Here is a 24,832-nt window from a genome sequence, read left to right as displayed (position 1 = left end):
TATACAATGCAAACATTATTACAGCAAAAAACGTGGCGTTTTATCGATCAGTCAATGTCTTTTAACCGTACCCCACTCGAGTCTTTTGCGATGGATGATACCCTTTGCCATTTAGTGGGCCAAGGCTTGTCTTTTCCAGTTGTTCGCACATGGGTGCATCATCCTTACGTTGTACTTGGTATTCAGGATCATCGTATGCCATACATTCAAGAGGGAATTGAAGGATTAAAAAAAGCACATTATGAAGCGATTGTCCGAAATTCCGGTGGTCTTGCAGTTGTACTCGATCGAGGCGTATTAAATATTTCCATTGTCCTTTCAGAAGCACCAGGTTCCATTAGTATAAATACTGGCTATGAATTAATGTTTCAATTTATTAAGTTGTTATTTTCAGAAGCTGCACATCAAATCGAAGCCTATGAAATTGTCGGCTCATATTGCCCAGGTTCATATGATTTAAGCATCGGAGGAAAAAAGTTTGCAGGGATTTCTCAACGTCGAATACGAAATGGGGTTGCTGTACAGATTTATTTATGTATTGAAGGAAGTGGAAGCGAGCGAGCAGAACTTATTCGGGCATTGTATGAAACGAGTTTAAAAGATGTACAAACTAAATTCCAATATCCGAACGTTCAGCCGGAAGTGATGGCTAGTTTAAGCGAGTTGTTAAATCGCTCCATTACTGTTCAAGAAACAGTCTTCCAAGTTCAACAATTGCTCGCTTCACTTTCTGGAAACGTTTTGTTTCAGCCGCTGGTGGAGGAGGAATTAGATTTATATTCTTTTTATTTAAAGAGAGTATTGGAGCGTAATGACAAATTGATTGGAAAAAATAAGTAGATGTGCATTAGTTCGGCACATCTACGTTTTCTTTACTAGAATTCATGTGAGTATAATCAGCGACTAAGTTTCCGTTCTTCTCCATTTTGAAAACAGGTGCAATGCGCGGTTCTTCATCTTCCAACGTAACAAGTCTGCGAGCGCGATTCATAATTTGAACGAATTGTTCGTAATCTTCCCGGATTTGTTTGTTTTCCTTGCGCAATCTTTCGATTTCTTTTTCTAATTCTTTTATTTTTTCAGTAGCAGAGTTTGCGATTTGACGCCATTTAGTAGCTTCATTGTCATGTCCACTTTGAGACTGTAAACGCAACAAATAAGCAATAACAATATCTAAATTCATATCAGATAAGGAGATTGGCTTGGATTGTTCTCCATCACCGCTAGGAAGTAAATAAACACCTGGTGAACGTCGTCTACCGTTCATCCCTAATAATTTCATTCGCTCTTTACGAATTCTTTTTGCTTCTTCTAGTTCTTTTTCATAGCGTTTGCGAACAACGGCATTCCATCGGAAACCACATGCTGCTGCAGTTCTATTTAATTTGTCTCCTGCTTCCTCAAAAGCATTTAGTTGAGTACTACCTTCTTTCACATGTCTTAATACTGCTTCAGCAAGTAGTTCATCGTTTTCTTTCAGCCAAGCATCTTGTCGAACTTTAACCATCGTTTAACCTCCTGTTAATATAGTAGTTTTTTATTATCAAAACTTATCGTGTCCAACAAGTTCCAAATTTATTCATTTTTCTTTTAAAATTTTTATATGAATTTACTAAAATGCTCCTTTCGTAAATGCATTTCAGTCCTTTGATGGATATTTGTCTTTTTTACTTGAATCGTTGTAACGTAATGGTCTAAAATATCACTTAGGCTAAAAGTAGAATTGAATTTGTATTATAGAAAGGGTTGTTGATCTTATGGCGGCAAACGAATTTAAAGTTTGCGATGAATGTCAAGCCGTCAATTTAAAAACGTTGATTCCTAAATTAAAAAAGCTTGATCCTGATGCAACGATTGTCATAGGCTGCCAATCATATTGCGGACCTGGTCGCAAGAAAACGTTTACTTTTGTCAACGGGAGACCAGTTAATGCATTAACAGAAGAAGAATTAATGGAAAAAGTCAAAGCGAAATTAAAAATGGATTAAACAAAAGCTACTTTCTATTGTGGTAGAAGGTAGCTTGTTTTTTTATTAGTTTTTGAAAAATGCGTTGTTTTTAAACGAAGGATTTGGGGAAATCTACAAAATACTTGAAAGTTCTTGTATTTACTTGCGGTTTCTTACAATTTGAAACGATACTAAAAAAACTTCTCTGAATGATACCATTTACGTGTAAATAAATAGAAACTTTCTTATAATAGATAGTAAGAATTGGAAGGAACGAGGTGCAGTCATTTTGGTGGAATATGCAAAAAGAAAACTTGCAGAAGAAAAAGTATTTAAAGATCCCGTGCACCGATATGTTCATGTTCGTGACCAAGTGATTTGGGATTTAATTGGAACAAAAGAATTTCAACGGTTGCGTCGAATTCGCCAATTAGGTACAACTTACCTTGTATTTCATGGTGCAGAGCATAGTCGCTTTAACCATTCTTTAGGTGTATATGAAGTTGTTCGTCGCATTGTGGATGATGTATTTCATGGAAGATCTGATTGGAATGATGATGAGCGACTTCTTGTGCTATGTGCAGCACTACTCCACGATTTAGGCCACGGACCATTTTCTCATGCCTTTGAAAATGTATTTAAAACCGATCATGAATATTTTACGAGGCAAATATTATTGGGAGAAACAGAAGTCAATACGGTATTAAAAAGAGTATCGGAAGATTTTCCTGAAAAAGTGGCACAAGTCATTGAAAAAACCTATGAAAATCAACTGGTCGTAAGCTTGATTTCCAGCCAAATAGATGCGGATCGAATGGATTACTTACAAAGAGATGCATATTATACTGGCGTTAGTTATGGACATTTCGATATGGAAAGAATTCTTAGAGTAATGCGGCCGAGAAAAGGAAAAGTTGTTATTAAATCAAGTGGAATGCATGCGGTGGAAGACTATATCATGTCCCGCTATCAAATGTATTTGCAAGTCTATTTCCACCCGGTTTCTCGAAGTGCGGAAGTATTATTAAATAACATCTTGAAAAGAACGAAGCATTTATATGAGCAAGGTTATCAATTTACTGTCGAACCCGTTCATTTTAAATCCTTTTTTGAAAATAATATAACGGTAGAAGATTACCTTGAATTAGACGAATATTTATTGATCACTTATTTTAAATTGTGGATGAAAGAAAAGGATCCTATTTTACAAGATTTGAGTACGAGATTCGTGACCCGCAAACTGTTTGAGTATATTAATCTCAATCCAGAAGAAGAGATGGAGCGCTTTGAGAAATTAAAAAATTTATTCCAACAAGCTGGTATTGAAACAGAATACTATATTTATCATGATTGCACTTCTGACTTACCTTACGATTACTATGAACCGGATGAAGAAACGAACCGAATGCCGATTTTTTTAGAAATGCCTAACGGTGAAATTAGAGAGCTATCAAAGGAATCTTATATTGTTGATGCTATCGCAGGCCGCATGAAAAAAGATCATAAAGTCTATTATCCAAAAGAAGTATTAATGGATTCAACTTTAGATCAATACTTGAAAGTAGAAATCGAGAAATTATTGAACGAAACAAAATAGCACCTTTTTGGAAGGTGTTATTCTTTTTGCTTAATTCACGAATTAATCATGGGGATATGGAAGATTTAAAGTTTTCTGTAATGATTTAGAAATTATATTATAATAGGATAATAATATATTTAATATTTTTAGAAAGGATTAACGACATGAAAATCGCTCATAAAATTATCGCTTTATTGCTTCCGCTTGTTTTTATGGCTATAAATATGGGGGAAGCAAGTACGGTTCGTTATGCCGTCCCATTGCAGGATAACGTCAAAATTTTTGATAATCGTACTGGTGAATTTATTCCTGTTGCCACCATGAAAAAAGATCAGCCGCTTGTTATTAATAAAGAATATGAACAAGATTGGTGGGAAATAAAATTTGGAAACGGCTATGCCTATATAAGTAAAAGCGATGTTTATCAATCAGAAACATGGACAACCCGTAACGTCAATACAAATGCAAAAAATTCAAATCAAACGGTATTAATCAATTACGATTTAGAAGTATATGATAATACTTCCGGAAAATTAGTTCCAATGGTATCCATTAAGGCAGGATTACGATATCCGGTGATTAGTGAGTTCGGAAACTTCTGGAAGGTAGATGTTGGCGGTCGAATTGGCTATATGCCAAAAGCAAGAACAAGTGTTGATAACGGTATACCGATATTGATGTACCACCATATTTTAACACCGGAAGAAAAAGCAAATTCTGTATATGCGAATGCTTCAACAACGATCACAACAACAGAATTTAACAGCCAGATGGAGTGGTTGAAGAAAAATCAGTTTGAGACGATTTCGCTATATGACTTAGAACGATATTTACATAAACAAGTAAATCTCCCTGCGAAAGCAGTTGTGCTGACCTTTGATGATGGGATTACAAGTATTAGGGAATATGCATATCCAGTGTTAAAGCAATATGGCTTCATTGCGGAACAATTTATTATTACGAGTAGAATTCCGAAATCAAAACAGCCTTTTCAATGGGACACGCTGCGTTTTTTCAGTCAACAAGATATGGATGAGATGAGCGATGTCTTTCACTACGGTAGCCATACCCACAACTTACATAGTTTAATCGGTAATAAAGCGAAGGGGCTTACAGTTTCAAGCGAAGAATTATATGAAGACTTATTAACAAGTCAAAATATTTTAGGTACATATTATTTTGCCTATCCTTTTGGTCAGTATGATCAACGCTTTATTGATACAGTGAAAAAAGCAGGTTATCGAATGGCTGTTTCTACGAGAAGAGGAAAAGTGAATTTAGGGGAAGATTTATACACACTCGAGCGTTTAGGAATTGAGCCGGGGCTTTCCATTAATGAATTTGCAAAAAAAGTGTGCAATTAAAAAATTTGAGGGTGCCGAATTGGTCACCCTCATCCTTTTGTACATTACTTATCTGAAGCGCGAACGCCGCCTGTAGCATAATGATTTTTAGACATTTCTTCAATAATAATTGTTACCGCTTCAGGTTTTGCATTAATTGTTTCAACTAGAGCTTCTGTAACTTTTTCAACCATCGCCTTTTTCTGTTCATCTGTGCGACCTTCTAACATTTTGATTGTAACTACTGGCATGACGCAACCTCCTAGTGGATAAATTTGAAGTATAATCATTATAATAGGTTTAAATGGAGGGGATGACAATATGACAAACGAAGAAAAACCAAAACAAAAAATGTCTTTTACCATTATAAAAAACGATCCAACAGATGGTCATAAAGGATTTGGAATAGGTACAATATCATTGGAGAATGTAACGCCAGTATTTATTGATATAGAAGAAAAACATGCATTTATCGATATGGGAGCAATGCATGCCAAGAGTGAAGTGGAAAAACGCATTAAATTTACGACAAACCGTGAAGATTCAGCTGGCGGTAAACCATATTGGCTTGTATGGGTCACTGTCGATATAAAAGAAGATGGACCATATTACGCAGGGGTTGCAGCATGCGAAATGGTTGTCAATAAAGAAAAGCGCAGAGGTTATAAGATACTTGCCGACCATGTAAATAAAATGGACAAATCATTAAAACGCAAAATTGTTGTCGATCATATGGATGATGATTCGAAAAAAATATTGGCGGATTTTCTACAAAATCACGATCTCGGCATGTGGGAACGAAGCAGTCAACAATTAAAAGATGAATTAGCTATAAAAAAATAAAAAATATATATACAGCAGATTTTATTGTCAATAGGATTTGTGAAAAAAGTATCTAAAAGTGTCAGATTTGTGACGAAACGTTGTAATATTCATTCCTTTGTTGAAACCATTCTAAAAAATAAGTACACTGAATTTATAGTTAAAATAATAGTATAGCTAGGACAAGGACATTTAGTAGATAGAGTAGAATCAATGTGGCATTTTATTTTCCCAAGCAAAATGTCTCATTTATCTCTGTTTACGAAAAAAGCTTTCTCTTTCGTGAAAATTCCAAGAAAGAGAAAGCTTATTTTTTTATCTTTTTTAATTAAACAAACCTTTTAATGACTCGAATGGAAATAATTCAAAAAGACCATTCCAACCATCTTCATTAAAGAAATCAAAGTCTGTACATTTTTTCGTTGGAATATCTTCTTCCTTTAAATACATAAGACGTTGTTTTGGGCATGCGTCTGTCGCAAGTTTACCCGTTTCAATATCAATCATAACCCCTCTGACGCCTTTTGGTACTTCAAAAGATTCATTCGGTTTATCACGATGAACGGCCTCCATAAAATCAATCCATACTTGTTTATGGGCGGACATATCGGAAGAAGAAGATAACGTTTTTCCTTGATCATAGCCGTTCCAAACTCCAGTCGTAATGGATGGACTATAACCAATCAACCATTGATCTGAAACCGTTGTTCCCGATTTTGCCGCATACGTATGCGTCATTCTTGAACGAAGGGAAACCCCAGTTGCAGGGGAATAATCACTGAATACCGGGTCAAAAATGCCTGTCATCATTTGAGTTAATAGGAAAGCATCTTGTTCAGAAATGACTTGTTCTTCAGAAGGTTCTTCATATTCATACACAAGTTCGCCTTCCGCATTATGAATTGATAGAATTGTAGTCGGTTTTCGATATTGCCCTTTTGCAGCAATGATATTGTAAGCATTTGTTAAGTCATATAACGAGTTTTCAATCGTTCCGAGCGCCATGGATGGATTGTCTTTGTTGGAATATCTTAAATTAAATCTTTCAGAGATTTCTCGGAATTTATCGTAGCCGATTTGTTCTAATGTTTTAACTGCGTAAATGTTATCTGAAATCGCAATCGCCTGAGCCATCGACATGTCGCCATCTGCAAATTTTCCATTGACGTTTTGTGGCTTGTAGGTAGCCCGTCCATCATCGTAAGTAAAAATCGTTTCACCTACGTCTAAATAGGTGAGCGGTGTAAAGCCATTTTCCAGTGCTGCTGCATACAGGATTGGTTTTATCGCAGAACCGGGTTGACGAAGTGCTTGTGTTACGCGATTATAGGAACTTTCTCGATAATTACGTCCACCGACAAGGGCGGTTACTTGGCCAGTTTCTACATCCATGCTGACAAGTCCCACTTGTAATTCATTATCAGGCATATTTTTATTAATTGCCTCTTCAGCAGCCTTTTGGTGAGCTTGGTTTAACGTCGTTTTAATAATCCAGCCACCTTCTCGAATATTGAGTTTTTTCTCTTCCAAAATTTTCGTCGCTTCTTGCCACACAACATCCAAGAAATAAGGCGCAATCGTTTTAGAAGCAGTCCATTGATCATTTTTTAACACGATGTTTTCAGATAATGCTCGTTCCTTTTCTGCACTTGAAATTTTATTTTGATCTTCCATTAACGATAAGATTAACTTTTGACGATTAAAGGCTTTGTCATAATTATTAAGAGGAGAATAGATACTTGGCCCTTTAGGGATGCCCGCAAGCAAAGCAGATTCAGCTAACGTTAAATCGCTTGCGGATTTACCAAAGTAATATCTACTTGCTGCTTCAGCTCCATACATGCCGTGACCATAGTTCACTGTATTCAAATAGGCTTCTAGTATTTCATCTTTAGAATAAAAGAGTTCCAAACGATATGCGTAAAGTGCTTCCATTATTTTACGAGACCATGTTTTTTCTAAAGTTAAATATAGATTCCGTGCTAATTGCTGGGTGATTGTACTTGCACCTTCCGCTTTACTGCGCGTTTTTAAGTCATTTAAAACGGCACTCGCAATTCTTGAATAATCAAAACCATTATGTTGATAGAAATCTTTATCTTCCACTGCAATCGTTGCCTCTATTAAATAAGGTGAAATTTCATCTAGTTCTTTCCAATATCGACGTTCAGCAGTAAAATAATCGCCAATTTGATTGCCGTTCCGGTCTAAGAATACGGATGCTTTCGTTATGATGAGTGGTGGAGCTCCAGCAACTTGCGCATAGATTCTTAAACCTACAAACGATACGACAATTGCACATAGAAAGGCAATCAAGTAAAAAGCAATATTTCGAATCTTTTTTTTCCGTCGAATATGTCGCTGATAACTACGTCTATCCATCCATTTCACCTCTTTTCAATCAACTAATTATAGTATGGACTTGAAATTTACTGTTTAATCGAAAATATACATAAAAAAACTGTTGCCTTTTGTCTAAAAACGTCTATACTTTTTCTGTATGAAAATTGTTTCATCTTGAAATGAAGTTTTTGTTTTCGTAATCAATAGTGAATACGAAAAATGTCGAATAAAGTTCCGGATTCTTTTGGATTCGAAATTTTCAGCTTTCAAGTAATAGGTACTAGAATTAGTGTAAGTAAAAGATGAATAGAGTAGGTGATTCATATGAGATTTGACGAAACATATTCTGGCAATGTTTTTATAAAAAGCCATCCTAATTACGAAGAATCAAAGGCAGTCCTATATGGTATGCCGATGGATTGGACAGTAAGTTTCCGCCCAGGTTCTCGCTTCGGTCCCGCAAGAATTCGTGAAGTTTCTGTTGGATTGGAAGAATATAGCCCATATCTAGACCGTGAATTAGAAGAAGTAAAATTTTTCGATGCAGGGGATATTCCACTTCCATTTGGGAATGCTCAAAAATCATTAGATGAAATTGAAAAGTTTGTAAAGAAAGTGTTAGCAGATGGGAAAATTCCTATCGGCATGGGTGGAGAGCATTTAGTGTCTTGGCCTGTAATGAAAGCTGTTTATGAAAAATACCCAGATTTAGCCATCCTTCATTTTGATGCTCATACGGATTTGCGCACAGATTATGAAGGAGAGCCATTAAGCCATGCTACGCCAATCCGAAAAATTGCGGAATTGATTGGTCCTCATAATGTATATTCTTTCGGTATTCGTTCTGGACTTAAAGAAGAATTTGAATGGGCGAAAGAAAACGGCATGTATATTGCGAAATTTGAAGTGTTAGAGCCTTTAAAAGAAGTACTTCCAACGCTTAAAGGTCGCAACGTTTATATCACGACGGATATCGATGTGCTAGATCCTGCATTTGCTCCTGGTACTGGTACAGTAGATTGCGGCGGCATTACATCAAAAGAACTGCTTGCATCAATCCATGAAATTGCAAGAAGTGAAGTAAATGTCGTTGGTTTTGACTTAGTAGAAGTAGCTCCTGTATACGACCACTCTGAAATGACAGCCAATACTGCTTCCAAACTATTAAGAGAAATGATTCTAGGTTGGATTAAATAAAAATCTTGATGCGATTAAAGTTCATTGGAAAACTTTAATCGCTTTTTTATTTGATATGGAAAACAGTTTAAAATGAAGCCAAAGCCTTGATATTTTTGAATTTTCATTCGTTCCCTTGAAATTTCTTGCAAGGCAATAATATAATGTATAAGTTATAGTAATACATAAGGAGTGCCCACAGGAAATGAGTGTTGAAAAAAACGTAAAAATAAAAGTCATTTCGACGATTTGCCCAATTGAAGGGGACGAGGAAACATATGAACTGTGGCTTCAAGGTGTTTGGCTAAAAAAGAACGGTAAAATGTATTTACGCTATGAAGAAATAATAGAAGACCAAACAATTCGTACAACAGTAAAAATGAATAACGACGATGCACTCATTTTGCGAAGTGGAGCTGTCAACATGCGGCTGCCTTTTAGCACAGAATGTAAACAAAATGGTCACTACGACACAATGTATGGCACGTTGCCATTGCAAACAAAAACTTATCACCTAGGGTTCGAACATGTAGATGAAGATAATATAAGTGGCAGATTTAATGTGCAATATGATTTAATTATTAGTGGACAATCAGTCGGTCATTATACATTGGAAATACAATACACGGAGGGACAAGCATGAATGCAGTAGGACAATTGCAAGAATCATTGAAAAACGCTTTAAAAGCTGCTGTTTTAAAAGCGCAAATTTTAGAAGAAGGAACGGATTTTCAAGTTCATATTGAAGTGCCAAAAGATCAAACAAAAGGTGACTTCGCAACAAACTTGGCGATGCAACTAACGAAGCTAGCAAAAAAACCCCCACGCCAAATAGCAGAAGCAATTGTTGAAAATTTAGAAACAGAAGGAACTGATATTGAAAAAGTTGAGATTGCAGGACCGGGCTTCATCAACATCTTTGTTCGCAAAGATTTCCTTGCAGATATTGTAAAAGCGGTGTTCGAACAAGGTGAAAATTATGGTCGCTCAAATAGCGGAGGCGGAGAAAAAATTCAAGTGGAGTTTGTATCGGCGAATCCAACAGGTGACCTTCACTTAGGACATGCTCGCGGTGCTGCATTCGGCGACTCCCTTTGCAATGTTTTAGATTTTGCAGGATATGACGTTACTCGTGAATATTACATTAACGATGCGGGAAATCAAATTAACAACTTGGCTTATTCCCTAGAAGCGCGTTACAAACAAGCGTTGGGACTTGATGCGGAAATGCCGGAAGATGGCTACTATGGCCAAGACATTATTGAGATTGCAAACAAACTTGTTGAACGATACGGCGATTCTATTTTAGAAAAATCCGATGAAGAACGTTTTAACTTCTTCCGTGAAAATGGATTAGCTCTTGAATTAGAAAAATTGAAAAAGGACTTAGAAAACTTCAGAGTTCGATTTGATGTATGGTATTCCGAAACTTCATTATATAAAAATGGAAAAATTGACCACGCTTTAAATAAATTAAGAGAAAACGGCCACGTTTATGAACAGGATGGAGCGACTTGGTTCCGCTCAACAACATTTGGCGACGATAAAGACCGCGTTCTCATTAAATCAGACGGTTCATACACATACTTAACACCAGATATTGCATACCATGAAGATAAAATTCAACGCGGTTTCGATAAACTGATTAACGTTTGGGGAGCAGACCATCATGGTTATATTCCGCGTATGAAAGCGGCAATTCAAGCTCTTGGCTATGATCGTGATAAATTAGAAGTCGAAGTCATCCAAATGGTGCAGCTTTATAAAAACGGCGAAAAATATAAAATGAGTAAACGTACAGGTAATGCTGTAACAATGCGTGAGCTGGTGGAAGAAGTAGGGCTTGATGCAGTACGATACTACTTTGTGAAAACCGCTTGCGATTCCCATATGGACTTTGACCTTGATCTTGCAGTTGCAGAATCAAACGAAAACCCTGTATACTACGCACAATACGCTCATGCACGTATTTGTTCTATTTTGCGCAGTGCAGAAGAACAAGGATTCCAAGCATCATTAGAAAACTTACATTTATTAACGGATGAAAAATCAGAGGAAGTGTTGAAAAAGGTAGGTACTTTCCCACAAATCGTAGCAGAAGCAGCAAAACATCGCACTCCTCACCGCATTGCGAACTATACTCAAGAATTAGCAGCGGCATTCCACAGCTTCTACAACGCGGAAAAAGTGTTAAATCCGGATAATAAAGAATTAACAGAAGCGCGTCTCTCATTAATTCAAGCTGTTCGAGTAACTCTTGCCAACGCATTAAGACTAATCGGCGTTTCAGCACCAGAAAAAATGTAATTTGTTTTAAACCAGCTTCATAATAGGGGCTGGTTTTTTTCTTTTGTATTCTTATAAAATTTATAGGAATTATATTGACATTGAATGTACGATTGAGTAAAATTTGATTAATATAAATCCAACTAAACAAGTTGGTATTAAGTGATTGATAAAGATGTAGTTTCTATAAAATAACAATTCCGACTAATGAACTAAGAATATATTGACTAATAATGTCGAAAAAAGTAAAATCATGACGTAGTAAATATCATTAAGTTGGGTTTTTTTGTTGGAAAAATAAGAGATCCCTTTTTATTGTGAAAGGCAGGTAAATCTTACTTGAAAGAACTATTTATTAAAACCGAAAAACAACGGGAATGGCTTGAAAAGTTAGCTGTTTTGGAAAAATCTATGAAAGAAAATGCCCAACGAAACGATGAAGAATCGATTTTCCCTCATGAAAATATAAAAAGGTTACGTGAGATTGGATATCCAAAAGTTACTTTGCCTACCGAATATGGTGGCGAGGGGATGAATGTTTATGATGCAATATTACTGCAAGAAACGTTAGGTAGTTATGATGGCAGTACAGCTCTTTCCATTGGATGGACTCTGCTCACGGTAGGGGATGTATATGAAACGAAAAGCTGGGCAGAAGAAAAGCTTAAAGAATTTGCAAACGATGTAAAAAACGGAGCAATCATCAATAAAATTTTCAGTGAAGTCATTACAGGAAGTCCAGTCCGTGGTGGCCGTCCTGGAACAAGCGCTGTTAAGAAAGGAAACAAGTGGGTGATCAATGGTCGTAAAGCTTATGCAACATGTTCACCTGAGTTAGATTATTTCTTAGTAACCGCTTGGATTCCAGAAATTGAAAATATCGGAAACTTCCTAATTCATAAAGATACAGAAGGCCTTTCAATCGATGAAACTTGGGACGTAATAGCCATGAAATCGACTGGCAGTCACGATCTAGTTTTAGAAAATGTAGAAGTAGATGAATCAAATTTAGTAGAAATTCCGAAATACCAAACAGGCTTTAAATTGAATGGATGGCTATTAATCATTCCAGCTACATATCTAGGAATTGCGCAAGCAGCTCGCGATTATGCAGTGGAATTTGCCAATACACACTCACCAAATAGCATTAAAGGAACGATTGCAACATTGCCGAACGTTCAAGCATTAATTGGAGAAATTGATTTGCTACTGATGCAAGCTCGCTATACCCTTTATGGTGCAGCCCAAAGTTGTATCGATTTAATGCAAAAAGGTGAAATTTCAACAGAAGACGCTGCCAACATTGCAAATGCAGTCAATGTAGCAAAATATACCGTTACAAATAATGCAATTCAAGTCGTGGATAAAGCAATGCGCGTGGTAGGAGCAAGAAGTTTACAACGCAACAATCCGCTTCAACGATATTATCGCGATGTTCGCGCAGGACTTCATAATCCACCAATGGATGATTTAACAATAAAAAAATTAGCAGAATCAGCATTAAAATTATAATTTTAGGAGGAAACAACAATGAATTTTAAAAAATTTTTTAAATTAGGAGCGATTGGTTTACTAGCAGCATCCCTTGCTGCATGTGGTGGAGGAAATGAAACATCTACTACTGAAAACGAAAATTCTCAAGATTCATCCGATGTGAAAAAAATTAAAGTAGCTTATGCAATTTCTTGGAAGCCGATTACGTATCAAGATGAAAACGGTGAACCAGCAGGATACGAATTAGATATGCTAAGACTTGTTGATGAAAAATTGGAAGACTATGAATTTGAATATATCGGAACTACAGACGATGATTTATTAATCGGTGTAGAACAAGGGAAATACGATTTAGGGGTTAAAAACATTTTCTATACAGATGAACGTGCAGAAAAATATGTTTTCCCTAAAGAATTCACAGGATTAAGCAGTGTTGGATTACTATTGAAAAAAGAAAATGAACATATTAAAGATTTATCAGATTTCGCAGCTGCTGGTTTAGAATTAGCTCCAATTGCAGCTAATAACGCTCAATACACAGTAGTAGCGAAATACAACGAAGAAAATCCGGATAACCAAGTGAAATTAGTTGCTGGCGATACATTTGCTGTGGACGCTGTACAATGGGTAAACGAAGGACGTGCAGATGGTGCAATTGCACTTGAACCAGTTATCGATAAACAAATTAACGATCCAGAAGGTCCATACCATAATCTAAAAGACGAAGTAGTGTATAACGAGTTCACTGTGATCAAAACTTGGACATTATTTAACAAAAACAATCAAGAATTGGCAGATGCTTTCGACGAAGTAATTAAAGAAATTAAACAAACAAATGCATTAAACGAATTAATGGTTAAACACTATGGACGTGACCTATTTGAAGTATTAGAAAGAGTAGAAGGTCAGTCTAAATAATCATCTTGATATATGGGCTGTTGGGTACCAATCACCTTACAGCCTTCATTTTTTCATGAAAAGTGGTGAGAGAATGTTTGAAAAGTATTTTGATATTGGCTATTTATGGGGAGCATTTCCGCAATTATTGCCATACTTAAAAATCACTTTTGCAGTGGCGGGTCTTGCCGTATTCTTTGGTACATTGCTTGGCTTAGTCCTTGCTTTTATGAAAATGGGCAAAAGTAGGGTACTACAAGTAATCGCCCATGGATATACAACGATTATGCGTTGTACGCCATCCATCGTTCTATTGTTTTTAGTCTATTATGGTGTTCCATTTTTAGCAGATTCATTGTTTAATGTGAATTTACAAAATATTTATACAGGTGTTTTTGTCGTTATTACGTTCTCATTACAATTTGCAGCCATGATGTCTGAAGTGATTCGTTCCGCAATTCAATCTATTGATAAAGGACAATTTGAGGCGGCGGTAAGTGTTGGGCTGACGCCATGGCAAGCATACAGACGCATCATTTTCCCGCAAGCTTTTGTTGTAGCTCTTCCTAACTTCGGAAACGGTCTAATTGCCATTTTACAAGAAGGGGCATTAGCTTACACAATTGGTTTTATCGACATTGTTGGAAAAGCAAACCTGATTATTGCAAGTAACTTTAATTCCCATGCGTTAGAAATTTACATTGCATTAGCCGTGATTTATTGGGTTATTTCCATTGTCATTGAAAAAATATTCGAACTCCTTGAAAAAACTTTCAGCAAAGGTTCCCGCTCGATAAAGGCATCGTAGGAGGTGGAGTAACAAATGTTAAATACAGAATTTTTAATAGATACGTTTTTCGTTGCATTATCAGGCGTGCCGATCGCATTGCTTGTGACTGTTGTTGCTCTTGCGATTGCTTTGCCGATTGGGTTTTTCTTCGCTTTAACAAGAATTAATAAAATTCCGGTGCTGAATCAACTAGCGAAAATTTATGTATCATTCGTTCGCGGTACGCCAATCATTATCCAAATTTTCGTTTTATATAGTTTTATACCGATTCTATTAAATATGACGTTTGAAAAATATAACATCGATTATGAAGTGTATAAAATTCATCCGATATGGTATGCATTCGTTATTTTCGCTTTCAACAAGTCAGCCGTTTTAATTGAAGTATTCCGCTCGGCCTTATCGACTGTTGAAAAAGGACAATTGGAAGCTGCCTATTCTGTCGGTTTAACGACAGCTCAAGCATATCGAAGAATTATTATTCCGCAAGCTCTTGTCTCTGCCTTGCCAAACATTGCGAATACAACTGTAAACTTAATTAAAGCAACCTCATTAGGTTATGCCATCTCCTTACAAGAGATTACATTAAAGGCAAAAGTAGCAGCAAACTTTGGTTATAACTATTTGGAAGCATATATTGATATTTTCATTGTCTATTTAATTATTTGTATTGCGGTCGAACAATTATTTAAGTATTTAGAGAAACGGTTAAGCCGTTACAAAGTTGCCAATGCTTAAGGAAGGAGGCAAATAATGTTAGAGATTAAAGATATTCATAAATCCTTTGGTAAAAATGAGATTTTAAAAGGTGTAGATTTAAAGATAAATAAAGGGGACGTTGTAGTCATTCTAGGTCCAAGTGGTTCCGGGAAAACGACACTGCTTAGATGCATTAACTTTTTAGAAAGAGCAGATAAAGGAACTGCAAGATTCGGGGACTTAGAAGTAGATTTAAAAAATGCGACGAAAAAAGAAGTGCAACAAGTACGTAAAAAAACTGCCTTCGTATTCCAAAACTATAATTTATTTAACAATAAAACGGCCATTGAAAACGTAATGGAAGGGTTAGTTATTGCTCGCAAAGTGCCGAAAGCCGAAGCGAGAGAAATTGCGAAAAAAGCATTAGATAAAGTCGGTTTATCCGAAAAATACGACTATTATCCAAGCCAGCTATCAGGAGGGCAGCAACAGCGTGTTGGAATTGCTCGTGCTGTCGCTTTAAACCCGGATATTATTTTATTTGACGAGCCAACATCCGCTCTTGACCCAGAACTAGTAGGGGAAGTATTAAATACGATGAAAGAGATTGCCAATGAAGGTACGACGATGCTTGTTGTTACCCATGAGATGGGCTTTGCAAAAGACGTCGCAAATAAAGTGATTTTCATGGACGGCGGTGTGATTGTTGAAGAAGGTACACCACATGATATTTTTGTTTCGCCTAAAGAGATTCGAACAAAACAATTTTTACGTCGTGTATTGCCAGGTTCTTTTGATTACGAAATTTAATCTTCATTTAATGAAACGCTCTCATGTTAAAGATTTGAGAGTGTTTTTTTGTACCTTTTTCTGTTTTTTAGAATTCGTACGATAATTCTTATAGAATAAGCTATAATTAAGAATAATTATGATGAAATTTTCTGGGTGAAGAGTGCACAATCTTCGAGGGAGAAAGGTACGCATGTAGGCTATCTGTTTCTCGTTTTATGGCGGGAGTTTTTTTATTTTTCAAAAGTTGATACGAATCAATTGGAGGACGTATGGAAACTTACTATACATATTTTAGAGGGGTAGAGGATAGATGATGAAGAAAAAATTATTACTCGCTTACAGCTCCTCTATTTTTCTATTACTTATAAGCTTTTGGTTTGGGGTATCAATCGGTTCTGTTGATATTCCATTATCATCTTTATGGAATGAAGAAATCAATCCGAGAGCATTTAGTATTTTATGGAATATTCGCATGCCTCGCGTTATATTAGCTGGGTTTGTTGGAGCATCTCTTGCCATCGCAGGTGCAGCCTTTCAAGGATTGCTGCGAAATCCGTTGGCTGATCCATACACGATTGGCGTTTCATCAGGGGCTTCTGTCGGGGCTATATCCACCATTTTTTTTGGTATTTCAATTCCTTTTATTGGCTCCTATACTATTGCAATTTTCGGGATGTTAGGAGCCTTTATTACATTAATTACTGTACTTATTTTTGCCCGCCTCATCGACCGATCATTGAAAATGGAGACGCTTATTTTAACAGGAGTGATTTTTAGCTCCTTTTTAGCATCTTGCATTTCTTTATTAACTGCATTATCCCATGAAGAATTAAAGCCCATTGTAGGCTGGCTTCTTGGAAGTGTGGCGATGCGAGGGTGGTCTTACGTTAATATATTATTTCCGTTCTTGCTGATTGGCTCTTTTATTTTGTGGCTGAATCGAAGAGAATTAAATGTGATGATGTACGGAGATGACCGGGCTACTGCTTTAGGAGTCAATGTAAAGCGAAGCAAGTACGCCATTTTAATTGGTGGATCTGTATTAACGGGAGCTGCGGTCAGCGTTTCAGGAACAATTGGTTTTGTTGGTTTAGTTGTCCCTCACATGACAAGAATGGTTTGGGGAACAGATCATCGTCATTTACTGCCATTATCTTTTATGAACGGAGCGAGTTTATTAATCATTTGTGATTTAATATCCCGTACCATTGTTGCACCAGAAGAATTGCCGATTGGGGTCATTACGGCATTTATCGGCGCACCTGTATTTGCTTATATTTTCTATAAACAACGCCGCAAGTAAGGGGGGGATATTGGTGCTAAAGGTAGAACAGATTTCTGGTGGCTATCATCAAACCCCAATCGTTCGGGATATCTCTTTTTTGGTAAATAAAGGAGAGTTCCTCGGCATATTAGGTCCGAACGGATGTGGGAAGTCCACCTTGATTAAAATGATTAGCGGCATATTAAAACCAACTTCAGGAAAAGTTTTAATTGACGGGATACCTATTGAAAAGCTGAATCCTCGTCAATTAGCAAAAAAAATGACCGTTTTGCCGCAAATGCAAAGCAATACATTTTCTACAACCGTTCGGGAAACCGTTGAAATAGGCCGTTATCCACACCAATCTGGATTTTTCTCAAGTTGGTCGGAAGAAGATGAAGAAGCGGTTATAAAAGCTATGGAACTGACGGACGTACTAAAATATCAGGATACCAATTTAGAATTTTTATCCGGTGGAGAGAGGCAACGGGTGTTTATTGCCCAGGCTTTAGCCCAATCCTCTGAGCTTCTATTGTTAGATGAACCGACAAACTATTTAGATATTGCACACCAAAAACAAATTTTAGATATGATACGTAAAGAAGTGACGGAACATGGTTTAACCGTTGTATCGGTATTTCATGATATCAATTTAGCCTCCCTATATTGCGATCATTTATTGCTCATGGAGGCTGGGAGCGTAAAAGCATACGGTGAGCCTCATGAAGTGATTATTGAGCAGCAAATCATGGATGTATATGAAGCACGTATTTCAACGCAAGCCCATCCTGAGCAACCGAAACCGCAAATGGCAATTCTCCCAGATTTTGAAGAGCAGAGAAAGGAAAAATCCGTTTCCTTATCCAATATACAAAAGGGAGAGGATTACATTGCCTTTATTGCTGAATTTCCTTTAAAAGTGTTGTCATCAGCGGTTCATAATGCAGGTTTAGGATGGTATGCAACATTCATCAATCGAACAGTTCCACAAGAATATGATATAGAAAATGTGAAAACTGAATTTTTGCAATATATAATTGAAAAGGGCTTTTCACCAACGAATACAGTAGGAATGATGACGGCGGTCGATACGAAAAAAGCGGTGATGAAAGAATATCTTGCACCTTTTGGCAGCCTTATTGTCATTGTCACAGCTGGAATTGGCGGAGCTATCGATGTATCTCATGCCTATGAACGAACAGCATATCAAACCATTGGGACAATCAATACATGGGTAATTATCAATGGAAAGCTGTCCGAAGAGGCTTTCGTGCAAGGGATGATGACTGCAACAGAAGCCAAATCGAAGGCACTACAAACAGAAAAGGTTATGGATAAATTATCAAATACCATTGCCACTGGTACACCGACTGATAGCCTGCTAGTTGCTGCGACGCAACAAGGAGAATTTATGCAATATGCCGGTCCTCTTACAGAAGTAGGGAAAATGATTGGCAAAGGGGTTTATGAAGCAACGGTGGAAGCCATTCAAATTTATAAAAGGGAGATGGAACGATGAAAATTTATACAAAAACAGGGGATCAAGGGAAAACGAGTTTAATTGGTGGTCGAGTTAGTAAAGATCACGTTCGTGTGGAAGCGTATGGAACAATCGATGAATTGAATTCATTTATTGGTAAAGCTGTAACGGAATTAGATCCAAATAAATTTCAAGATATTCTGAAGGATCTTGAAACAATCCAACACGAACTTTTTGATTGCGGTGGGGATTTAGCAAATGTCATGAAAGAAAGAAAATACAAATTGCAGGAAGCTTCCGTAGAGGCGTTAGAAAAACGTATTGATGTACTTTCTGAGGAAGTGCCACCAATTAAACGATTTATTTTGCCAGGCGGATCACCAGCAGCAGCAACACTCCATATTGCTCGAACGGTGACAAGACGCGCAGAGCGACAGGTTGTTACGCTGATGAATGAAGTAGAAGATGTCCCAGGAGTAATTCAAAAATATTTAAATCGTCTTTCAGATTATTTCTTTGTTGCTGCTCGTGCCGTGAATTATCGCTTGAATGTAAAAGATGTGGAATATATTCGAGGCGGCGATGTATTTAGATAATACTGTATATTAAAATATTGAATTTGCTATAGTAAAAAAAATCCAAGTGTGAAATTTTTTATGTTGCGCTTGGATTTTTGTATTTTAGGCAATATTTTTGTAAAAATTTCTACTTTTTTAATTGTGTAAAATTATATATCATATTTAGTAAATATAGTATTCTAGTTCAACCAGCTAAAAATTTAGAAATTTTCGAATAGTTGTTGACTGAATGCTCATTCATAATTAAAATGAATGATATAAATTGTTGTGTTCACATGACAAACAAGGGGGATTAGATATGAATGGTTTTTTGCTAGTGAACGGGTTATTATTTATAGCCGTTGTTCTGTATGCAGTTTATCTGTTTGTTTATTCAGTGAAAACAAGATTAGAATATATTAAACTTGGTAAAAAAGAAGAGTTGGAAATCAGTTTCAAAGAGCGATTTGAGAATTTTTGGATTAACGTTCTTGGACAAAACAAATTGTTCAAAGATCGTAAAAGTGGTGTAATGCACCTTATTTTGTTTTATGCATTTTTTATTATTCAATTAGGATTAATTGAATTAATCATCAAAGGATTTATTCCAGGATATACATTTCCGTTAGGAGCTCTTCATCCATTCTTCACTTTTATGCAAGAGTGGACGATGTTTTTAATGTTATGTGCTCTTGTTTATGCAGCTTATCGCCGTTATGGTGAAAAGCTAACACGTTTACAATGGAAAAGAGATAAGAAAGCGGCTTTTGTATATATTGCGTTAATTACACTATGTCTTTCTATTTTCCTTGCTTTAGGTTTTGAAACGGTTGCACATGAAAATGAGCCGAATTTTGTCATTGCTCCATTTTCAGGTATATTTGCATTCCTTTTTGGCGGCTTAAGCCCGGTAGTTGCAAATGTGCTATTTAATGTATTTTGGTGGGTACATATGTTAGCGGTGTTCACATTCCTCGTATTTGTACCCCAATCTAAACAATTCCACGAAGTATTTGTTACGATTGGTCTTTTCTTCAAAAGAGCAGGAAAAGCTGGTCGCTTGCGCAAAATCGACTTCGAGGATGAAGAAGCAGAATCATTTGGTGTTGGAAAAATTGAAGATTTTACAAGAATCCAATTGTTAGACTTATATTCTTGTGTAGAATGCGGACGTTGTACAAATATGTGTCCAGCATCCGGCACGGGAAAAATGTTATCGCCAATGGATTTAATTGTTAAACTACGTGACCATTTAACGTATACTGGTGCCGTTGTGACAAAGAAAAAACCTTGGGTGCCAACGTTAGTTTGGAATAAAACGAAAGGTAATCAACTGGCAATGGCGGCAGGTGCTGAAGGTGCGGTCATTGAAGATATTTATTCTCCATCATTAATTGGTGATATTATTACAGAAGAAGAGATTTGGGCTTGTACAACTTGCCGAAATTGTGAAGATCAATGTCCGGTAATGAATGAGCATGTTGATAAAATTATCGATTTACGCCGTTATTTAACGATGACAGAAGGAAAAATTAATCCTGATGCACAACGAGCGTTAAATAATATTGAGCGCCAAGGAAATCCATGGGGGCTTAACCGTAAAGAAAGAGAGAACTGGCGTGACTCAGATTCAACTGTTCACATTCCAACAGTAAAAGAAGCAATGAAATCTGAAGAAGGCTTCGAATATTTATTCTGGGTTGGTTCCATGGGTTCATTCGATAACCGTTCACAAAAAATCGCGATGTCTTTCGCTAGATTATTAAATGCAGCGGATGTTAAATTTGCGATTTTAGGAAATAAGGAGAAAAACTCTGGTGATACACCGAGACGTCTTGGAAATGAGTTTTTATTCCAAGAACTAGCTCAAGGAAACATTCAAGAGTTCGAGAAATATGGCGTGAAAAAGATTGTAACAATCGATCCACACGCATACAACATCTTCAAAAATGAATATAAAGATTTCGGATGGGAAGGGGAAGTTTATCACCATACGGAATTGTTATACAAGCTCATTGAGGAAGGCAAGCTTGTATTGAACCACCGTGTGGATGAAACAATCGTATTCCATGATTCCTGCTATTTAGGACGCTATAACAACGTATATGATGCGCCACGTGAAATTTTAAAAGCGATTCCTGGCGTGAAATTAGTAGAGATGGAACGCAACCGTGAAACAGCAATGTGCTGCGGTGCAGGCGGTGGATTAATGTGGATGGAAGACCGTGTTGGAAATCGCATTAACGTTGCTCGTACAGAACAAGCATTAGCGACAAATGCATCTGTGATTTCTGCAGGCTGTCCATACTGCTTAACGATGCTTACAGACGGTACGAAAGCAAAAGAAGTGGAAGACAAAATCGGAACATATGATGTGTGTGAATTGTTAGAACGATCTGTCTTCGGAGAAAGAGCAAAAGAAATAGAATCGGATGAATCATCACAAGAAGAAACTGTAGAAGTACAGTAAAAAAGTTTGAAGTAGTGCAAATCGTGTATTTGCACTACTTTTCTATTTGGGAGTTTGGATGCAATACCGTTTTTTAGAAATCGTGTGTATTAGGTGTTGGCTATTAAATGCGCAAGTTTGACTATTATCTTTTGAAGAATGGCTATTATTGTTAGGAAGTTGACTATTATCATAAATGTCGGAAACAATATTTGTTCCCTTGGCAATTATGTTTGCGACATTGACTATTATCTTTTGATGATTGACTATAATGTGATGAATTTTGACTATTATCTCGTCCGTCAGCGATTGTTTTTATAGGATTGGCTATTAAGTACACAGCTTTGACTATTATCTTTTGAAGAATGGCTATTATTATCAGGAAGTTGACTATTATCGTAAATGTCGGAATCAATATTTGTTCCCTTGGCAATTATGTATTCGACATTGACTATTATCCCTTGAAGATTGACTATAATTCTTTTGAATTAGACAATTAGCGAATTCTTTGGGAATAAAAATATTGATTCACGAAGAGGTTAAAGTATTGGCGAGGCGAGTACATCCAATAAGGATAAAGAGAGGTATTTGGGGTAAAAATATTATACTGAAATATTAAATTGTTAGAAAAATAAGAAAAAATCATTGCTAATCTACTTAATTTTCAGTAAAATAAATAGGGAGAATAGAAAAAGGGAGTTCTAAACAACTCCGCTTTTTCTTATGATTAATACTGAGCGAGCGTTCAATCGATTATCAACACTCAGTACTACTATTATTGTATTCAACAAAATAATGAAACATTCAAGATTTACGCACGTTTCGATAAAGGGGTGGAATGTTTGAAAACAGTTATATTAGAGGGTGCAAGAACACCTTTTGGCAAATTCGGTGGCGCATTATCAACTCTTACTGCTTCTGATCTTGGAGGTATTGCCATTAAAGAAGCATTGAAAAGGGCAGATGTCAAGGCGGATCAAGTGGATGAAGTAATTATGGGTACGGTTCTTCAAGCAGGGCAGGGACAAATTCCTTCTCGCCAGGCAGCAGCAAAAGCGGGAATTCCTTGGTCAGTAAAAACAGAAACAATCAACAAAGTTTGTGCATCAGGTATGAGAAGTGTGACACTTGCTGATCAATTAATTCGCCTAGGGGAAGAAGAAGTCATTGTTGCTGGGGGAATGGAATCGATGTCCAATGCTCCGTATTACTTGCAAAAGGGTCGTTGGGGATTACGTATGGGAGATTCAACAGTTGTTGATGGCATGATTTATGATGGCCTATCTTGTTCCTTCCATCCAGATAAGGTTCATATGGGGACTTATGGAAACGGAACAGCGAAGGAATTCAACATCTCAAGAGAAGAACAAGATGCATGGGCATTGCGTAGCCATCAATTAGCAATCCGAGCGATTGATGAAGGAAAATTTGCTGAAGAAATCGTTCCGGTAGAAGTAAAAACTCGCAAAGATACATTAGTTGTAAAAGAAGATGAGGCGCCTCGCAGAGAAACATCATTGGAAGCGCTAGCAAATTTAAAACCTGCTTTCGACCGAGACGGCACAATTACTGCTGGAAATGCTCCGGGAGTAAATGATGGCGCTTGTGCACTTGTATTAATGAGTGAGAAAAAAGCGAAGGAAGAAGGACGCACACCGCTCGCGTATGTATTAGCTCATGCGGAAGTTGCTGTTGAGCCAGAAAACTTCCCACAAACTCCAGGACTTGTGATTCGTGAAATTTTAAATAAAACAAACAAAACGATTGATGAAATTGACTTAATTGAAATTAATGAAGCCTTTGCAGCAGTTGCTCTTGTAAGCAACCAAATTGCTGGACTCGATCCAAACAAAGTGAATGTAAACGGAGGAGCGGTTGCATTAGGTCATCCAATTGGTGCTTCAGGTGCAAGAATCATTTTAACTCTTTGCTACGAATTAAAACGTCGTGGTGGTGGAATTGGCATCGCAGCTATTTGCTCTGGCGGTGGTCAAGGGGATGCCATCATGGTAGAAGTACCGAAAAATTAATTCAAACAAATGGGGGAAAAGAAATGGCAATTAAAAAAGTAATGGTTGTTGGTGCTGGACAAATGGGTTCAGGCATTGCTCAAGTATGTGCTACAGCAGGATTTGAAGTAAAATTAAACGACATTAAAGAAGAATACTTTGAACGAGGTCTTACAACAATTACGAAAAATTTGTCTCGCGATGTGGAAAAGGGACGTAAAACTGCTGAAGAAAAAGAAGCGATTTTAAATCGAATTACGAAATCCTTGAGCTTAGAAGATGCTCGTGATGTGGATATTGTAATCGAAGCAGCAACAGAAAATATGGAAATCAAGCAATCTATTTTTAAGCAACTAGATGAAATTGCACCGGAACATGCAATTCTTGCGACAAATACATCTTCACTTCCAATTACGGAAATTGCAGCAGTAACGAAACGACCTGAAAAAGTAATCGGTATGCACTTCATGAATCCAGTGCCAGTTATGAAACTGGTGGAAGTAATTCGCGGTCTTGCAACGGCTGATGAAGTATACAAAACGGTAGAACAAATGGCGATTGAGTTAGGCAAAAAACCGGTAGAAGTGAATGACTTCCCGGGATTTGTATCCAACCGCATTCTCCTACCGATGATTAACGAAGCGATTTATGCACTATATGAAGGCGTTGCGACAAAAGAAGCAATCGACGATGTTATGAAATTAGGCATGAATCATCCAATGGGACCACTTCAACTAGCAGATTTCATCGGTTTAGATACATGTCTATACATTATGGAAATCTTACATGAAGGATTAGGAGATAGCAAATATCGTCCGTGTCCTCTACTTCGCAAATACGTGGCAGCTGGTTGGTTAGGGAAGAAATCAGGCCGCGGTTTCTACATCTACGAATAGCAGGGAG

At 36.9% G+C, this 24,832-nt stretch carries 22 protein-coding genes; 19 read left to right on the top strand and 3 right to left on the bottom strand.

Annotated elements, in window-relative coordinates:
* Window positions 1–6 precede the first annotated feature (6 nt).
* The gene (locus NST00_RS00590) at window positions 7–840 is read left to right on the top strand and encodes a lipoate--protein ligase family protein (RefSeq protein WP_016837296.1); all 834 of its coding nucleotides are present in this window, start codon (window positions 7–9) and stop codon (window positions 838–840) included.
* Window positions 841–847: 7 nt separating this feature from the next.
* Here NST00_RS00590 and NST00_RS00585 read toward each other — a convergent pair whose 3' ends face one another.
* On the bottom strand, window positions 848–1,507 hold the full coding sequence (locus NST00_RS00585; RefSeq protein ID WP_016837295.1) for an RsfA family transcriptional regulator: 660 nt from the start codon (window positions 1,505–1,507) through the stop codon (window positions 848–850).
* A gap of 250 nt (window positions 1,508–1,757) precedes the next feature.
* Between NST00_RS00585 and NST00_RS00580 the strand changes: the two genes are divergently transcribed.
* The 3 genes from NST00_RS00580 (at window position 1,758) to NST00_RS00570 (ending at window position 4,892) form a co-directional block, all read left to right on the top strand.
* Window positions 1,758–1,988: a DUF1450 domain-containing protein gene (locus tag NST00_RS00580; protein WP_016837294.1), complete on the top strand. Its 231-nt coding sequence runs from the start codon at window positions 1,758–1,760 to the stop codon at window positions 1,986–1,988.
* 253 nt (window positions 1,989–2,241) lie between these two features.
* The gene (locus NST00_RS00575) at window positions 2,242–3,546 is read left to right on the top strand and encodes an HD domain-containing protein (protein ID WP_026018988.1); all 1,305 of its coding nucleotides are present in this window, start codon (window positions 2,242–2,244) and stop codon (window positions 3,544–3,546) included.
* A 146-nt stretch (window positions 3,547–3,692) separates the two neighbouring features.
* Complete coding sequence (locus NST00_RS00570) at window positions 3,693–4,892, top strand: polysaccharide deacetylase family protein (protein ID WP_340709483.1); 1,200 nt, start codon at window positions 3,693–3,695, stop codon at window positions 4,890–4,892.
* A gap of 44 nt (window positions 4,893–4,936) precedes the next feature.
* Here the strand turns inward: NST00_RS00570 and NST00_RS00565 are convergent, their stop codons facing one another.
* Complete coding sequence (locus NST00_RS00565) at window positions 4,937–5,122, bottom strand: 2-hydroxymuconate tautomerase (RefSeq protein ID WP_016837291.1); 186 nt, start codon at window positions 5,120–5,122, stop codon at window positions 4,937–4,939.
* A 70-nt stretch (window positions 5,123–5,192) separates the two neighbouring features.
* Here NST00_RS00565 and NST00_RS00560 point away from each other — a divergent pair, with 70 nt between their 5' ends.
* The gene (locus NST00_RS00560) at window positions 5,193–5,714 is read left to right on the top strand and encodes a YwhD family protein (RefSeq protein ID WP_016837290.1); all 522 of its coding nucleotides are present in this window, start codon (window positions 5,193–5,195) and stop codon (window positions 5,712–5,714) included.
* 303 nt (window positions 5,715–6,017) lie between these two features.
* Here NST00_RS00560 and NST00_RS00555 read toward each other — a convergent pair whose 3' ends face one another.
* On the bottom strand, window positions 6,018–8,075 hold the full coding sequence (locus NST00_RS00555; protein WP_016837289.1) for a transglycosylase domain-containing protein: 2,058 nt from the start codon (window positions 8,073–8,075) through the stop codon (window positions 6,018–6,020).
* A 285-nt stretch (window positions 8,076–8,360) separates the two neighbouring features.
* On the opposite strand from NST00_RS00555, the gene speB reads away from it, so the two are divergent.
* The 14 genes from speB to NST00_RS00485 all read left to right on the top strand — a co-directional run bounded on the left by speB (window position 8,361) and on the right by NST00_RS00485 (window position 24,825).
* The gene (gene speB, locus NST00_RS00550) at window positions 8,361–9,233 is read left to right on the top strand and encodes an agmatinase (protein WP_096550302.1); all 873 of its coding nucleotides are present in this window, start codon (window positions 8,361–8,363) and stop codon (window positions 9,231–9,233) included.
* A gap of 184 nt (window positions 9,234–9,417) precedes the next feature.
* Window positions 9,418–9,855 (top strand): DUF1934 domain-containing protein, encoded by a 438-nt coding sequence (locus NST00_RS00545; RefSeq protein ID WP_016837287.1) that lies wholly within the window; start codon window positions 9,418–9,420, stop codon window positions 9,853–9,855.
* On the top strand, window positions 9,852–11,519 hold the full coding sequence (argS, locus tag NST00_RS00540; protein WP_016837286.1) for an arginine--tRNA ligase: 1,668 nt from the start codon (window positions 9,852–9,854) through the stop codon (window positions 11,517–11,519). Before NST00_RS00545 ends, argS begins: the two co-directional genes overlap by 4 nt.
* 318 nt (window positions 11,520–11,837) lie before the next feature.
* Window positions 11,838–13,010: an acyl-CoA dehydrogenase family protein gene (locus NST00_RS00535; RefSeq protein WP_016837285.1), complete on the top strand. Its 1,173-nt coding sequence runs from the start codon at window positions 11,838–11,840 to the stop codon at window positions 13,008–13,010.
* 18 nt (window positions 13,011–13,028) lie between these two features.
* Window positions 13,029–13,910 carry a transporter substrate-binding domain-containing protein gene (locus NST00_RS00530; RefSeq protein WP_168412648.1) on the top strand — a complete coding sequence of 294 codons (882 nt, stop codon included), beginning with the start codon at window positions 13,029–13,031 and terminating at the stop codon, window positions 13,908–13,910.
* A 73-nt stretch (window positions 13,911–13,983) separates the two neighbouring features.
* Complete coding sequence (locus NST00_RS00525; protein ID WP_339289242.1) at window positions 13,984–14,697, top strand: amino acid ABC transporter permease; 714 nt, start codon at window positions 13,984–13,986, stop codon at window positions 14,695–14,697.
* A gap of 15 nt (window positions 14,698–14,712) precedes the next feature.
* Entirely contained in the window at window positions 14,713–15,417 is a 705-nt protein-coding gene (locus tag NST00_RS00520) for an amino acid ABC transporter permease (RefSeq protein ID WP_168412646.1), read from the top strand.
* A 15-nt stretch (window positions 15,418–15,432) separates the two neighbouring features.
* Window positions 15,433–16,188: an amino acid ABC transporter ATP-binding protein gene (locus NST00_RS00515; protein ID WP_016837281.1), complete on the top strand. Its 756-nt coding sequence runs from the start codon at window positions 15,433–15,435 to the stop codon at window positions 16,186–16,188.
* 292 nt (window positions 16,189–16,480) lie between these two features.
* Window positions 16,481–17,473 carry a FecCD family ABC transporter permease gene (locus tag NST00_RS00510; protein WP_016837280.1) on the top strand — a complete coding sequence of 331 codons (993 nt, stop codon included), beginning with the start codon at window positions 16,481–16,483 and terminating at the stop codon, window positions 17,471–17,473.
* A 13-nt stretch (window positions 17,474–17,486) separates the two neighbouring features.
* The gene (locus NST00_RS00505) at window positions 17,487–18,953 is read left to right on the top strand and encodes an adenosylcobinamide amidohydrolase (protein WP_168412644.1); all 1,467 of its coding nucleotides are present in this window, start codon (window positions 17,487–17,489) and stop codon (window positions 18,951–18,953) included.
* Window positions 18,950–19,510: a cob(I)yrinic acid a,c-diamide adenosyltransferase gene (locus tag NST00_RS00500; RefSeq protein WP_016837278.1), complete on the top strand. Its 561-nt coding sequence runs from the start codon at window positions 18,950–18,952 to the stop codon at window positions 19,508–19,510. Before NST00_RS00505 ends, NST00_RS00500 begins: the two co-directional genes overlap by 4 nt.
* 280 nt (window positions 19,511–19,790) lie before the next feature.
* On the top strand, window positions 19,791–21,941 hold the full coding sequence (locus NST00_RS00495) for a (Fe-S)-binding protein (RefSeq protein WP_340709482.1): 2,151 nt from the start codon (window positions 19,791–19,793) through the stop codon (window positions 21,939–21,941).
* 821 nt (window positions 21,942–22,762) lie between these two features.
* Window positions 22,763–23,950, top strand: coding sequence for an acetyl-CoA C-acetyltransferase (locus NST00_RS00490; protein WP_168412682.1), 1,188 nt, complete (start codon window positions 22,763–22,765; stop codon window positions 23,948–23,950).
* A 23-nt stretch (window positions 23,951–23,973) separates the two neighbouring features.
* Complete coding sequence (locus NST00_RS00485; protein WP_096550313.1) at window positions 23,974–24,825, top strand: 3-hydroxybutyryl-CoA dehydrogenase; 852 nt, start codon at window positions 23,974–23,976, stop codon at window positions 24,823–24,825.
* Window positions 24,826–24,832 lie beyond the last annotated feature (7 nt).

The sequence above is a fragment of the Ureibacillus sp. FSL K6-0165 genome (genome assembly GCF_038004285.1).
GTDB lineage: Bacteria > Bacillota > Bacilli > Bacillales_A > Planococcaceae > Ureibacillus > Ureibacillus thermosphaericus.
The sequence above is the reverse complement of the archived record's forward strand: the minus strand, read 5'-3'. Positions and strand labels throughout refer to the sequence as shown.

Coding starts and splice junctions, on each gene's coding strand:
- NST00_RS00510 (WP_016837280.1), top strand. CDS start 16,481: ATGATGAAGAAAAAATTATTACTCGCTTACAGCTCCTCTATTTTTCTA.
- speB (WP_096550302.1), top strand. CDS start 8,361: ATGAGATTTGACGAAACATATTCTGGCAATGTTTTTATAAAAAGCCAT.
- argS (WP_016837286.1), top strand. CDS start 9,852: ATGAATGCAGTAGGACAATTGCAAGAATCATTGAAAAACGCTTTAAAA.
- NST00_RS00530 (WP_168412648.1), top strand. CDS start 13,029: ATGAATTTTAAAAAATTTTTTAAATTAGGAGCGATTGGTTTACTAGCA.
- NST00_RS00485 (WP_096550313.1), top strand. CDS start 23,974: ATGGCAATTAAAAAAGTAATGGTTGTTGGTGCTGGACAAATGGGTTCA.
- NST00_RS00560 (WP_016837290.1), top strand. CDS start 5,193: ATGACAAACGAAGAAAAACCAAAACAAAAAATGTCTTTTACCATTATA.
- NST00_RS00500 (WP_016837278.1), top strand. CDS start 18,950: ATGAAAATTTATACAAAAACAGGGGATCAAGGGAAAACGAGTTTAATT.
- NST00_RS00590 (WP_016837296.1), top strand. CDS start 7: ATGCAAACATTATTACAGCAAAAAACGTGGCGTTTTATCGATCAGTCA.
- NST00_RS00520 (WP_168412646.1), top strand. CDS start 14,713: ATGTTAAATACAGAATTTTTAATAGATACGTTTTTCGTTGCATTATCA.
- NST00_RS00570 (WP_340709483.1), top strand. CDS start 3,693: ATGAAAATCGCTCATAAAATTATCGCTTTATTGCTTCCGCTTGTTTTT.
- NST00_RS00555 (WP_016837289.1), bottom strand. CDS start 8,075: ATGGATAGACGTAGTTATCAGCGACATATTCGACGGAAAAAAAAGATT.
- NST00_RS00515 (WP_016837281.1), top strand. CDS start 15,433: ATGTTAGAGATTAAAGATATTCATAAATCCTTTGGTAAAAATGAGATT.
- NST00_RS00585 (WP_016837295.1), bottom strand. CDS start 1,507: ATGGTTAAAGTTCGACAAGATGCTTGGCTGAAAGAAAACGATGAACTA.
- NST00_RS00525 (WP_339289242.1), top strand. CDS start 13,984: ATGTTTGAAAAGTATTTTGATATTGGCTATTTATGGGGAGCATTTCCG.
- NST00_RS00495 (WP_340709482.1), top strand. CDS start 19,791: ATGAATGGTTTTTTGCTAGTGAACGGGTTATTATTTATAGCCGTTGTT.
- NST00_RS00565 (WP_016837291.1), bottom strand. CDS start 5,122: ATGCCAGTAGTTACAATCAAAATGTTAGAAGGTCGCACAGATGAACAG.
- NST00_RS00580 (WP_016837294.1), top strand. CDS start 1,758: ATGGCGGCAAACGAATTTAAAGTTTGCGATGAATGTCAAGCCGTCAAT.
- NST00_RS00545 (WP_016837287.1), top strand. CDS start 9,418: ATGAGTGTTGAAAAAAACGTAAAAATAAAAGTCATTTCGACGATTTGC.